General features: G+C 72.9%; 9 protein-coding genes and 1 CRISPR repeat array. Of the genes, 2 read left to right on the top strand and 7 right to left on the bottom strand.

Annotation, left to right across the window (positions count from 1 at the left end):
* Window positions 1–86: 86 nt before the first annotated feature.
* The 3 genes from lnt to ABZX96_RS24520 all read right to left on the bottom strand — a co-directional run bounded on the left by lnt (window position 87) and on the right by ABZX96_RS24520 (window position 6,857).
* Window positions 87–1,670, bottom strand: a complete 1,584-nt coding sequence (lnt, locus tag ABZX96_RS24530; RefSeq protein ID WP_355548232.1) for an apolipoprotein N-acyltransferase — start codon at window positions 1,668–1,670, stop codon at window positions 87–89.
* A 414-nt stretch (window positions 1,671–2,084) separates the two neighbouring features.
* A CRISPR array of direct repeats spans window positions 2,085–2,540; the repeat unit is 28 nt; unit sequence GGACCACCCCCGCACGCGCGGGGACCAC.
* 184 nt (window positions 2,541–2,724) lie between these two features.
* Window positions 2,725–4,722, bottom strand: a complete 1,998-nt coding sequence (locus ABZX96_RS24525) for an ABC transporter ATP-binding protein (RefSeq protein WP_355548230.1) — start codon at window positions 4,720–4,722, stop codon at window positions 2,725–2,727.
* Window positions 4,723–4,883: 161 nt separating this feature from the next.
* Entirely contained in the window at window positions 4,884–6,857 is a 1,974-nt protein-coding gene (locus ABZX96_RS24520; protein WP_355548227.1) for a heavy metal translocating P-type ATPase, read from the bottom strand.
* A gap of 109 nt (window positions 6,858–6,966) precedes the next feature.
* Between ABZX96_RS24520 and ABZX96_RS24515 the strand changes: the two genes are divergently transcribed.
* Window positions 6,967–7,335, top strand: coding sequence for a metalloregulator ArsR/SmtB family transcription factor (locus ABZX96_RS24515; protein ID WP_355548224.1), 369 nt, complete (start codon window positions 6,967–6,969; stop codon window positions 7,333–7,335).
* A gap of 29 nt (window positions 7,336–7,364) precedes the next feature.
* Here ABZX96_RS24515 and ABZX96_RS24510 read toward each other — a convergent pair whose 3' ends face one another.
* From ABZX96_RS24510 to ABZX96_RS24495, 4 genes are all read right to left on the bottom strand, one after another.
* Window positions 7,365–8,723 carry an NAD(P)/FAD-dependent oxidoreductase gene (locus ABZX96_RS24510; RefSeq protein WP_355548221.1) on the bottom strand — a complete coding sequence of 453 codons (1,359 nt, stop codon included), beginning with the start codon at window positions 8,721–8,723 and terminating at the stop codon, window positions 7,365–7,367.
* A gap of 287 nt (window positions 8,724–9,010) precedes the next feature.
* Complete coding sequence (locus tag ABZX96_RS24505) at window positions 9,011–10,072, bottom strand: tellurite resistance/C4-dicarboxylate transporter family protein (protein ID WP_355548218.1); 1,062 nt, start codon at window positions 10,070–10,072, stop codon at window positions 9,011–9,013.
* Window positions 10,073–10,386: 314 nt separating this feature from the next.
* A complete protein-coding gene (locus tag ABZX96_RS24500; protein ID WP_355548215.1) occupies window positions 10,387–10,974 on the bottom strand; it encodes a hemerythrin domain-containing protein in 588 nt (195 codons plus the stop codon).
* Between the two features lie 35 nt (window positions 10,975–11,009).
* The gene (locus ABZX96_RS24495; protein WP_355548212.1) at window positions 11,010–12,212 is read right to left on the bottom strand and encodes a hypothetical protein; all 1,203 of its coding nucleotides are present in this window, start codon (window positions 12,210–12,212) and stop codon (window positions 11,010–11,012) included.
* Window positions 12,213–12,595: 383 nt separating this feature from the next.
* Between ABZX96_RS24495 and ABZX96_RS24490 the strand changes: the two genes are divergently transcribed.
* Window positions 12,596–13,069: an STAS domain-containing protein gene (locus ABZX96_RS24490; protein ID WP_355548209.1), complete on the top strand. Its 474-nt coding sequence runs from the start codon at window positions 12,596–12,598 to the stop codon at window positions 13,067–13,069.
* The last annotated feature ends 62 nt before the right edge of the window (window positions 13,070–13,131 follow it).

The raw sequence follows: 13,131 nt of genomic DNA, 5'->3' as shown, positions 1-13,131 counted from the left end.
TCTGTCGTCCGTCTGTCGTCCGTCTGTCGTTCGTCTGTCGTCCGTCGGTTCCTGGAGGGCGGATGTGTCCGCAGGTTATCGGTCGGTCAGGTGGCGGACGCTGCAGAGTCCTCCCGGCGGCGGATCGTCCGCGCGCACGTCAGCGTGCCGGTGGCGACGAGTGCCGCGACCGCCGCGTACAGGAGCCAGTCGCCGAAGCGGACGTACAGGGTGGTGCCCCGGGCGAGCGGTACGTCGTACACGGCACTGCCGCTCGTCTCCGTACCGAGCCGCGGGCCCACCGGCTCGCCCCGAGGGCCGTACACCGCGCTCACCCCGGTCAGCGTCGCGTGGACCATCGGGCGCCCGGTCTCGGCCGCGCGCAGGGCGGCCAGCGAAGCGTGCTGCGCGGGTGCCCAACTGTTCTGGAACGTCGCTGTGGAGGACTGCCCGACCAGTATGTCGGCGCCGTCCTGCACCAGATGGCGGCTCATGTCCGGGAAGGCCGACTCGAAGCACACCAGCGGCCCCACCCTTGGTCCGTCCGTGCCCGGGACGGACATGACCACCTGCCGGGTGCCGCGCAGCCGGTTCTCCTCGGCGGCCCGGCCGACGCGGGTGGCCCAGCCGAGAACGGGGCGGACGGGCACGTACTCGCCGAAGGGCACCAGCCGCATCTTGTCGTAACGTTCGCCGATCGGCCCGTTCGCGCCCATCAGGACGGAACTCTTGTGGATGCCGGGACGCCCCGGCCGCCGCCCGTCCACGTTGAGCAGCACCGGCGCGCCGACCTCGGCCGAGAGGGCGGCCAGGCGGGTGCGTACGGCCGGATGGCTGTCCAGGTCGCGGTGCACGCTGCTCTCTCCCCACACCACCAGGCGCGCCCCGCGCCCCGCGAGAGAACGGGTCAGCTCCTCACTCCGTTGCAGCCGTGGCGCCGGGCCCGGGATGTCGCCCGGCTGGACCAGTGCGATCCGGACCGATCCGGCCGGTCGCGGCAACGGTGCCCACCACCAGGCCGCGCCGACGACGAGGGCACAGACGATCAGCGCGGCCACGGCGGGCGGCCGGGCGGCGGGCAGGGCGACCAGTTCGGCCAGCGCGGTGTTCACCACCACGATCAGCGCGCTCACCAGCCACACACCACCGACCGAGGCCAACCGCAGCGCGGGCGGCACCTGCCACTGCCCGGCGCCCAGCAACCCCCACGGCCCGCCCAGGTACTCCCACGACCGGACCAGCTCCACCATCAGCCAGCCGGAGGGCAGCAGCACGAGGGCCGCGAGGTAGCGCCGGGGGTGGGCGGCTGCTTGGTGGTCGGTTGCGGTCGTCGTACGGCCCCCGGTCAGCAACGTTCGTACGAGCACACCCCACGGGGCCCACAGCGCGCCGAGCAGACCGGCCACCACGAACGTGAAGACGTGCAGGCTCGGCAGCAGCCAGTGGTGCACCGCCAGCATGAAGCCCATCCCACCGAGCCACCCTTCCCATGCGGCCCGCCGCCAGGTGCCGGCCGTCCGCAGCAGCAGCATCCACGGCACCAGCGAGACGGGCGCCAGCCACCAGAGGGAGGGGGCGGGGAAGGTGAGCGCGGGAGGGGCGCCGACCAGGAGGGCGGAGGCGCCGCGGGCCCATGAACGTGTGCGTGGAGGACCGAGCCCTTGCGCCCGCAGGCCGGCTGTCGTCGGCATAGGGCCCCTCTTTCTGGTGGGTGGCATATCGGGGCGCGTGTCGGGTGTCGGCTGGTTGGTGCAGCGGTCCGCACGCGAGGTACCTGATATGTGATGCTCCCGCCGTTCGTGGGAGGGGGCCAGCCCTGCGTGTGCGGGGATCGCGCTTTGAACCGCCTGGTGTCGTCTTGCGCCTTTTGATTCGTACGGGGTTGGGCTCTGGGGCGGGTGGCGCTCGGTGGGTTGTGCGCCTTCTGTTTCGTACGGGGTCGGGGCCGCCCCGGGGTACCTCCTCGCGGCAGTTGCGCTTACCCGACGAGATCTCGTCACCGGCCGCCGCGCCCCAGTCCGCTGCGGGGGCACCCCGGGACGTCCCCTTCCGTCGGTTTGGCGACTGATCGCCGGTGGGGGGGCCGTGCCTTGAGCAGAGGGGATGGGACCGTCCCTGCACGCGCGGGGACCACCTCAACATCGAGGAGATGGCGGCGATCGTCCCAGGACCACCCCCGCACGCGCGGGGACCACTTGAGCCTCGCCACCGAGGGGGTGGTGGGCCGGGGACCACCCCCGCACGCGCGGGGACCACTTTCCCTTCGTCGTGGTGGTGTGGGTGCGCTGGGGACCACCCCCGCACGCGCGGGGACCACTCGATTGGGCTGGGTTCGCCGCCGGGCATCCAGGGACCACCCCCGCACGCGCGGGGACCACAACCCTGGCACGATCGTCCACGACTCGCCAAAGGGACCACCCCCGCACGCGCGGGGACCACCCGGCGAGTTCGTCGGCGAGGGCACCGCGCTTGGGACCACCCCCGCACGCGCGGGGACCACACGATCAGTGACTTGGTGTCGAGACCGAACATGGGACCACCCCCGCACGCGCGGGGACCACAGGCCGCGACCTGGGGCTTTATGACTGGCGGGCGCGGTTTTTACTCACTTTCAGAGATTCTCGCATAGCGCAGTTTCCGGACTTTCCGGGCTGGCTGCCGTAAGCCCTCACCATCGCCTCCCACCAGCACGGAATACCGGCCAGGCCATCTAACCAACTCGCCCCCCACCCCAGGCCCTACCCCTCACTTCGCACCCACCCGCTCCCCGGCCCCCGCGTCATCCAGCGGCTCCCCATCCGGACCAGCGGACAGCTCGGCAGGCTCACCGGACCCGGTAAGTTCACCGGCTCCCCGGACGGCCCCGGCCCCGTCCCCATCCCCCTCCCCACTGAACTGCGTCCGATACAACTCCTCATACCGCCCACCCGCGGCAAGCAACGCCTCATGGCTGCCCCGCTCCACGATCCGCCCGTCCTCTACCACGAGGATCAGGTCCGCGGCCCGCACGGTGGACAGGCGATGGGCGATCACCACGGCTGTGCGGCCCTCCAGTGCTTCGGTCAGGGCCTCTTGTACGGCCGCTTCCGAGGTGTTGTCCAGGTGGGCGGTGGCCTCGTCCAGGATGACGACGCGGGGGCGGGCCAGGAGGAGGCGGGCGATGGTCAGGCGTTGGCGTTCGCCGCCGGAGAGGCGGTAGCCGCGTTCGCCGACGACGGTGTCCAGGCCGTCGGGGAGGGAGGCGATCAGGCCGTCGAGGCGGGCGCGGCGCAGGGCGTCCCACAGTGCGTCCTCGGTCGCCTCCGGGTCGGCGAGCAGCAGGTTTTCGCGGATGGAGTCGTGGAAGAGGTGGCCGTCCTGGGTGACCATGCCCAGGGTGTCGCGGAGGGAGGAGGCGGTCAGGTCGCGGACGTCGACGCCCGCGAGGCGGACGGCGCCCGCGTCGGCGTCGTAGAGGCGGGGGAGGAGCTGGGCGATCGTCGACTTGCCGGCTCCGGAGGAGCCGACGAGGGCGACCATCTGGCCCGGTTCGGCGCGGAAGGAGATGCCGTGCAGGACCTCGGCGCCGCCGCGGGTGTCCAGGGTGGCCACCTCCTCAAGGGAGGCGAGGGAGACCTTGTCGGCGGAGGGGTAGGCGAAGCGGACGGAGTCGAACTCCACCGACACCGGGCCGTCGGGTACGGCGCGGGCGTCCGGCTTCTCCTGGATGAGCGGCTTCAGGTCCAGGACCTCGAAGACCCGCTCGAAGCTGACCAGGGCGCTCATCACCTCGACGTGCGCGCCGGACAGCGCGGTCAGTGGCGCGTACAGGCGGGTCAGCAGCAGCGCGAGGGAGACGATGGCGCCCGCGTCGAGTTGGCCGCGCAGGGCCAGGAACCCGCCGAGGCCGTAGACGACGGCCAGCGCCAGGGCGGAGACGAGGGTGAGGGCGGTGACGAAGGAGGTCTGCACCATCGCGGAGCGGATGCCGATGTCGCGCACCCGCCGTGCCCGCGCGGCGAACTCGGCGGACTCGCGGGACGGTCGGCCGAAGAGTTTGACGAGTGTGGCGCCGGGGGCGGAGAACCGTTCGGTCATCTGCGTCCCCATCGCCGCGTTGTGGTCGGCGCCCTCGCGGCGCAGTGCGGCCAGCCTGCGTCCCACCCGCCGCGCGGGCAGGACGAAGACCGGCAGCAGTACCAGGGCGATCAGGGTGATCTGCCAGGACAGGGCCAGCATCGCGGTCAGTGTCAGCAGCAGGGTCACGAGGTTGCCGACGACGCCGGAGAGGGTGTCGCTGAAGGCCCGTTGGGCGCCGATCACGTCGTTGTTGAGGCGGCTGACGAGCGCGCCGGTGCGGGTGCGGGTGAAGAAGGCGACGGGCATCCGCTGGACGTGGTCGTACACGGTGGTGCGCAGGTCCAGGATCAGGCCCTCGCCGATGCTCGCCGACAGCCAGCGGGTCAGCAGCCCGAGCCCGGCCTCCACCACCGCGATGGCGGCGATGAGGCCGGAGAGCCACAGGACGGTGCCGGCCGCCGCGCCGCCCACGATTCCGTCCACGACCCGGCCCGCGAGCAGGGGAGTGGCCACCGCGAGCGCCGCCGTCACCGTGCTCAGCAGCAGGAAGAACGTCAGGTGGCGGCGGTGCGGGCGGGCGAAGGCGGCGATGCGGCGCAGGGTCGCCCGGGAGATCGGGCGGCGGTCCTGTTGGGCGGTGAGCGTGCTGTGCAGCGAGTGCCAGGCGGTGACTTCCATGTCCATCGTGGTTCTCCCGTACCTCGTGTGCGTCGTGGCCATCACGGATCGCGGGCCGTGACGACCGGCGACGGACTGGAACCTAGGACCTCAACCAATGTTGAGGTCAAGGTGTTCCTTGAGGTGGGGACTTGTCGGCAGAAGAGCCCCCCGCCTCGCCGTCGGCTTCAGCTTCCCCCGGCCCGCCGCCACGCGGCCGTCCGCAGCAGGCGCAGTCCGTTCAGGCCCACCAGGACCGTCGAGCCCTCGTGCCCCAACACGCCCAGGGGGAGCGGAAGATGGCCGACGAGGTCCCAGATCACCAGGCCCCCGATGCACACGGAGGCCAGGACGAGGTTCTGCGCCACCAGGCGGCGGGCGCGGCGGGAGAGGGCGACGACGGCCGGAACCGCGCCCACCTCGTCGCGGACCACGACCGCGTCCGCCGTCTCCAAGGCGAGGTCCGAGCCGACCCGGCCCATCGCCACGCCGCTGTCCGCCGCCGCGAGCGCGGGCGCGTCGTTCACGCCGTCCCCGACGACCAGCACCCGGGCGCCTTCCCGCTGCCAGCCGCGCACCGCGGCCACCTTGTCCTGCGGCAGCAGCCCGGCGCGTACGTCGGTGATGCCCGTCTCGCGGGCCGTGTGCGCGGCGGCGCCGGAGTTGTCGCCGGTCAGGAGGGTCACGTCGGTGCCGGTCAGGTGGCGCAGGCGGGCCACGGCGTCCGGGGCGCCGGGGCGGAGCCGGTCGGCGAGCGCGAGGACGGCGAGCGGCGCGTCGTCCGCCGTCACGATCACGGCGGTGCGGCCCGCCTCCTCGGTTGCGGCCACGGCGGCGCGGGTGTCGGCGGCCTCGTTCTCCGGCGCGGGCAGCGCGGCCGGGCTGCACACCCGGACCGTCCGGCCCTCGACCACCGCGTGGACGCCGCGTCCCGGGGCCGCGCCGAAGTCCCGGGCCGCGGCGATCGGCAGGCCCCGTTCCCGGGCGGCGGTGACCACGGCGCGGGCGAGCGGGTGTTCGCTGGGGAACTCGGCCGCGGCGGCGAGGGCGAGCGCCTCGTCCGGGTCCGCGCCGCCCACCGGGTGGACGGCGGCGACGTGCGGCGCGCCTTCGGTGAGGGTGCCGGTCTTGTCCATGGCCACGCGCGTGACGGCTCCCAACTGCTCCATCGCCACGGCCGACTTGACCAGGACGCCGTGCCGCCCGGCGGTGGCGATGGCGGAGAGCAGGGGCGGCATGGTGGCCAGCACCACCGCGCACGGCGAGGCGACGATCATGAAGGTCATGGCCCGCAGCAGCGTCGGGGTCAGCTCCGCCCCGAAGGCCAGCGGCAGGGCGAAGAGGGCGAGGGTGGCGGCCACCACCACGAGGGAGTAGCGCTGCTCGATCTTCTCCACGAACAACTGGGTCGGCGCCTTGGTGCGGCTCGCCTCCTCGACCATGGCCACGATCCGCGCGATCACCGAACCGGACGCGTCGCGGTCCACCCGCACCCGTAGCGCGCCGGTCCCGTTCAGCGTGCCGGCGAACACCGCGTCGCCCATGGTCTTGTCCACGGGCAGCGGCTCGCCGGTGATCGTGGCCTGGTCCACCTCGCTCGCCCCGGACATCACCGTGCCGTCCGCGGGCAGCCGTTCGCCGGGCCGGACCAGGACGGTGTCGCCCACTTGGAGCGCGGTCGCGGGGATCGTCTCCTCGGTGCCGTTCGCGTCGTCGGTGAGCCGTACGGCGGTGGCCGGCGCCAGGTCGAGCAGGCCGCGTACGGAGTCTTCGGTGCGCCGGGTGGCCAGGGCCTCCAGTGCGCCGGACACCGCGAAGATGACGATCAGCAGCCCGCCGTCCAGGAACTGCCCGATCGCCGCCGCGCCGATCGCCGCCACGATCATCAGCAGGTCGACGTCCAGCGTCCGTTCGCGCAGCGCCGTCAGCCCGGCCCAGCCGGGCTCCCAGCCGCCGGCCGCGTAGCACACCGCGTACAGCGGGCCCCACGTCCAGCCCGGGGCGCCCGCCAGGTCCAGCGGGAAGGCGAGCAGGAAAGCGAGCGCGGAGAGGGCGGCCCAGCGCACTTCGGGGAGCGCCAGGAGACCGGTGCGGCGCGGGGGCGCGGGCCGCGCGGGCGCGACGGCCCGGCCGGACCGGTCCTCGACGAGCGTGGATGTCATGGAGGCACCTCGGAAAAGGAGGGGACGGGAAGGGAGATTGCCCCACACCATAGCCGAACACATGAAGAGATCTTCAAGTGTATTGTCCAAGCGAAGATACGATGAGCGCATGGGACATGGAGTCGACGGCCGGACCACGCCGGCAGCGCACCTGGACGCGGACTCGGCCGCGACCATCGCCGCCACCCTCCAGGCGCTGGCCACACCCTCGCGCCTGATGATCCTGACCCGGCTGCGCCAAGGGCCGTGCCCGGTCGGCGAACTGGCCGAGGCCGTCGGCATGGAGCAGTCGGCCGTCTCCCACCAACTGCGGCTGCTCCGGGCGCTGGGCCTGGTCACCGGCTCCCGGCAGGGGCGCCGCATCGTCTACAGCCTGTACGACACGCACGTCGCCCAGCTCCTGGACGAGGCGGTGTATCACATCGAGCACCTGCGCCTGGGCGCCCGCGACCTGCCGGACGAGCAGGGGCCGGCGTGAGAACGGGTGGGGCGTAGGGGAAGCGGGCTTTACCCCGCCTTCCCCTCCGCCATCTGCTTCCGCACGTCCTCCGGCGACAGGTAGACGTCCGTCCGCTCGAAGTCGCGCAGCGTCGCGGGCTGCCGGGAGAGGAAGCCGGTGCGGACGAAGTCGTCCCCGGCCGTGGCGTTGATCAGCCAGTTCGCGACCGTGCGGAACCGCGCCACCCCCGTGTGCAGGGCCATCAGGTGATAGCTGCGGGCCACCGCCTGCGCGGGCAGCCCGGCCAGCTCGTACCCCAGCGGCTTGGACACCGCGTCGATGCCGCCGAGATCCACGACCAGACCGAGGTCCTTGTGCTCGTACGGGGTGAGCTGCTGACCGCGCAGGGCGGCGATGACGTTCCGGGCCGCCTGCTTGCCCTGCCGCTGGGCGTGCTGGGCCGTGGGCGCGCAGATGGCGTCGCCGTCCTCCTTGGAGAGGTCGGGCACCGCCGCGGCGTCGCCGCAGGCCAGCACCTCGGGGAAGCCCGGGACGGTCAGGTCGGGGGAGACGGCGAGCCGCCCGCGTACGGTCTCGGCGCCCAGCGTGCCGATGAGCGGACTGGCGGTGACGCCCGCGGTCCAGATCAGGGTGCGGCAGGGCAGCAGCCGCCCGTCGGTGAACCGCACGGTGTCCTCGGTGACCTCCGACACCGACACACCGAGCGAGATCTCCGTACCGCGCTTCTTCAGCAGCTCCATCGCCTTGGCGCCGAGCCGGTCGCCGAGCTCCGGCATCAGCTTCGGCGCGATGTCGATGAGGTGCCACTTGATCAGGGACGGATCCAGTCGCGGGTAGCGCCGGGCCGCCGCGCCCGTGAGCCGCTGGAGGTAGGCGACGGTCTCCGTGCCCGCGTACCCGCCGCCCACCACGACGAACTGGAGCCGGGCGGCCCGCTCCTCCTCGTTCGAGCACGCCGCCGCGATGTCGAGCTGCGAGATGACGTGGTCCCGTACGTACGCGGCCTCGGCGAGGGTCTTCATGCCGCGCGCGTGCTCGGTCAGCCCCGGGATGTCGAAGGTGCGGGTGACGCTGCCGGGGGTGAGCACCAGCCGGTCGTAGCGGATGGAGACGACCTCGTTGTCGATGAGCCGGACCAGGCACACCTTGTCGGCGGTGTCGATGCCCACCACACCGCCGGGCACGATGCGCGTGCGGTGCAGCATCCGCCGCAGCGACGGCGCGATGGACTGCGGGGTCAGCACGCCCGCGGCCACTTGGGGCAGGAGGGGCAGGTAGAGCGAGTAGTTGTGCGGGGTGACGAGGGTGATCTCGGCTTCCCGGGCCGGGAGGCCGCGTTCGAGGCCCCGCGCGCACTCCACACCGGCGAAGCCGCCGCCCACGATCAGGACTCTGGGTCGTTCCATGAGGGTTCTCGCCTCTGTCGGCACGGTCGGTGGCCGGCACCGGCACCGAAGGGGTCGCCGGTGGCCGCGGACGCCGCCGATGCCCTACGTCACCGGCTGCCGCCCTCTCGGCAACGCTGGCACGGGGGTACGGGGCCCGCCACCGCGCCCGCCCCGGCTTCCTGCGAGCGGGTGAGAATCACCGGTTCCTGTGAGTGGGTGAGGAGTCGGCGCTTCTTGTGAGTGGGGGAGGAGCCGGCGGTTCCTGTGAGTGGGGGAGGATCACCGCTTGCCGCGAGCGGCCCGAATCATCGCGCCGCGTCCACCAGCGCCGCCGCCCCCACCGCGCACCACGCGCCCACCGCCACCGCCAGCAGGACGTCACCGAGCACCCGCAGCCCGGGAACGGCCTCGACCGCCGCCACCGACAGGCAGGCGACCGCCGTCATCCCGAGCGGGAAGACGGTGGACCAGCGGCGGATGTCGTACGTCGTGCGGGGGCGGCGGGCCTCGGCCCAGACCAGCAGCGCGTACCCGGCGAGGGCCAGGGCCAGCAGCACCAGGGTCGCCACCCGCACCACGCCGTACGCGCCGGGCAGCGCCCGTACCGCGCCGTGCGGGTCCATGACGGGCAGCAGCTTGGAGCCGGCCAGCGCCGAGATGGCCAGCGCGCCCGCCACCACCCAGTGGTCGCCGGTGCCGGTCCACACCTGGCGGGCGTCGAAGAGGGGGAACACCGCCACGTACAGGAGCACCCCGAGGAGGAAGAAGCCGGTGGCCGTCCCGGTCAGCCACCGCGTGCCGGGAACCGGGGCGAGGGTCGCGCCGAGGACGGCCGGCCCCTGGGTGGCCACGCAGACCAGGAAGACCGCGCCCGGCATCCGGCGCCGCAGGTGCCGGACGACCGAGGGCAGCAGCACCAGCCACAGCGCCACCGACAGCGCCAGCAGCGCGAGGGCGACCGGCCGCGCCCCGGTCAGGGCGAGCCGGGTGCCCAGGACGGTGGTGGCGGCGACCCCCGTCAGGGCGGGCGGGGTGTCCGCGTCCGCCCGCCACCGGTGGACGTCACGCCACAGCCGCCAGACGAAGACCCCGGCCAGCGCCACCCACAGGGCCACGGCGACGACCAGCAGCACGCCGGACGCCACGGGCCAGCCGGTCGTCCGCAGCCCGACGGAGACGATGCCGGTGGCCATCACGGCACCGCCCGCGGCCGGTGGGGGAAAGCGGTCCTTCGGCGGCGGAGCGCTCGTGTGCGAGCCGGCCGGGCGCGCACCGCTGACCGGTACCGCGTCACCCGTCCGCCTCACGGCGCGCCCTTCGGCCTCACCTACCGCCGCGCCCCGGCCCTGCCCCCGGCTCCGCGGCATCCCGGCGCCCCGTCCGGAACCCGGCGGTCCCGAGGCGTCCTCGTCCGGTCCCGGGCCCGGTGGTCCGGGCGCGTCCTCGTCCGGTCCCGGGCCCGGTGGTCCCGGCGCGTCCTCGTCCGGTCCCGGGCCCGGTGGTCCCGGCGCGTCCTCGTCCGGCCCCGGACCTGGTGGTCCCGGCGCGTCGTCATCCCCTCCGGGGGTCCGCCCATCCTGTTCCACAGCACCCCTTTCCGAGCGCCCCGCACGCCCGTCCCTTGGGGTGCACCGCCTTTCTGCCCCACCGCCCGGGAGATCACCCGCCGGGGTCCGGCAGCTCAGCCGTCCTTGCCCATGGCTTTACGGACCGCGTCCTTGGTGCGGTCCATCAGAGCCGCGAGCGGGCCCAGCGCCATGTTCTTCGCGCCCGATTCCACGCCCGGGTGCGGGTGGGTCGGGGCCATCGCCTCGGCGGCCCGGAAACCCTTGGCCATCGAGGCGAGCCGGGCCGCGTCGGCGTGCCGGCGGATGTGGGTGAACTCGTACCGCTCCTCGGCGCGGGCGTGCGCCATCACGCTGGTGCGCAGGGACTGGAGCCGCGGAAGGAACTTGGGGTCGTCGGTGTCGGTCTCGTCCAGCCGGGCCAGCACCTCCTTGGCCTCCTTCTCCTCCGTCAGCCGGTCGTCCACCACCTGCTCGCCACCGGGGACGGACCGGCGCGCGAAGGGGTGGACGACCTCCTCCTCCGCGGTCTCGTGCACGGCCAGCAGCCGGACCAGGCGCCGGAAGGCGTTCCGGCGGGCGTCGCCGTTGCTCCGCTCCACCTCGTCGAAGAGGTTGCGGATCTCGCCGTGCTGCGCCATCAGCAGCGCCACGACGTCACTGCCCGCGTCCGGGGCGCCCGCGGTCGGGGACTGGGGGTTCATCGTGTCCTCCTTCTCGCTCCTGTTCCCGGGGGCCGTCAGCTCTGCTCGCGCTGGGCGGGGTCCGGGTGTTCGCCCTCGGTCTGGGAGCGGTACTCGCGGCCGAACATCTGCCGGTGCTGCGCCATGACCCGCTCGCTGGGCGGCTGCTCACCGCCGTTGATCCGCTCCTGCATGGCCTCGAACCGCTCGTGGGCCTCGCGGACGTACCCGGCGCCGAGGGTGGTGAGGTCGATCTGGGTGTCGAGCAGCTCGCGCAGGTAGCCCTTGTTGGGCTCGAAGGTGAGGACGTTGGGGAGCCGCGGCGCCAGGACGGATTCCGGGTCCCGGCCGTCGTGGGTGCGCATGAGGTCGCAGGCGGTCCGCAGGTGCTCCAGCTCCATGTTCAGGTGCAGCTCCCAGAGGGACTTCACTCGGGGGTCGGGCTCCTGCTCCATGAAGGAGTAGTACAGGTAGCACTCGTTGTACTCGTGGTTGACGAGCTGCTCCCACCAGGTCTCGCCGGGGTCCACCAGCGACTCGTAGTGGGTGACGTGTTCCTCCTCGATGAGCCCGATCTCCTGGTAGAGCTGCCGGGCGATGGGCTCCATGTAGGTGGGCCCGGTGTTCATGTAGAAGTTCATGGTCTGCTGCTCCGCCGACATGATCGTCAACGCGTGCAGCTTGGAGAGCGGGTCGGTGCGGGTGCGGTCGTAGGGGTCCCGCACGTTGTCCACCGGGTCGCGGTGGTGGAACTTCGTCGGCCGGCCCGGCATGACCTCGGTGAGCTGGTCGACGATGCTGTCCGCCTTGCGGTGCTCGATCATCTCGTAGAGGTTGGCGTACCGGTACAGGTGGTCGAAGTCCTCCAGCACGCCGAACTGGTACGCCTGCTTGAGGTAGGGGTCCGGCTCCATCCGGGCGACCCAGGCGGTGAGGTCCACGGCCACCTGCTCGTAGGCGATCGTGGTCTCCAGCACCGAGGAGACCCCCGGCAGCAGCCAGTTCACGGCCTTCTGCTGCTGCGCCTCGATGTAGCGGGTGCGGGCGAGCTGCCGCTTGACCTCCGGGTCGGGGCAGTGCCGGGCCATCTGGTGGCTGAAGAGGACCGCCTCGACCTCGATGCCGTTCATGGTGATGACCCGGCAGCGGGTGTACGGATCGCAGTGGTCCGGGTCGATGGGCTGCACGTCGAGTTCCCGCCAGGTGCGCACTTGCCGTTCCAGCGGAATGCCGCGCTGCTCCAATGGATTGAACGTCATCAGGGATTTCCTTCCTCGTGCCGGGGGAGGGCGGGCTTCCGGAGTACCCGGGGCCGGTACCGGGAAACGGCGCGGGCGAGTGATCGCCGAAGGGCCTTCCGCGCTGGTGGGGCGTCCAGGAACGGGGGGGCAGGGGATGAGTTTGAGACAACCTCTTTACGTATTCCGCGCCGCGACTGAGCCCGCTGCCAGCGGGTAAGCCGTAGACACGTATGGGCACAGCCAACGACCCGGACCCCGCCGGAGGCTGGCACCGCGCGGATGCCGAGCGCCGTCGGTGGTATCCCCCGCCTGGTCCAGACCTGGCGAGTCCCCCAACTTCCGTACCGCTCCACCGCCACGCATGGGGGCATCGCGCGCTTGGCCACGGAGGTAGAGCGGTCATGGTGATCGAGGGACACGGATTCGGAAGCCGGGAACGCCCGGCGGGCTTCGGCATCGTGGTGGAACTGAGCGGAGAAATGGACATCCTGGCCGCCACCGAGCTGTCCGGGCGGCTGGACGAGATCACCGGCGGGCGCCACCCCGACGTGGTGCTGGACGTCCGCGCGGTGACCTTCATGGATTGCGGGGGACTGTCCCTGCTGTGCCGGGCCCGGCATCGCGCCGAGTCCCGGGGCGGCAGCCTGCGGCTGGCGGGCGTCGCGGCCAGCCGGAGCGTACGGCGACTGCTGGGCCTGACGGGACTGGCCCGCTACTTCGTGATCGACGAGGCCGCCGGGCTCGCCGGTCCGCTCCCCGGTGCCGCGGAAGAGTTCCCCGCTCGCGGGGACGCCTTCCCGGGGCTGGGAGACGCGTACCCGGGCATCGGTGGCGACGGCGACGACGGGGCCGCCGCCGGGGCGGCCATCGCCTGACCCCGCGCGACCGGCGGGGCGGCGGCGCCCCTTCCCGCGCCCGGCACTCTCACGGAGAGTGC

It is taken from the genome of Streptomyces sp. NPDC003077, assembly GCF_040611095.1.
Taxonomy (GTDB): Bacteria; Actinomycetota; Actinomycetes; order Streptomycetales; family Streptomycetaceae; genus Streptomyces.
This window is presented reverse-complemented; position numbering and strand designations above follow the sequence as displayed.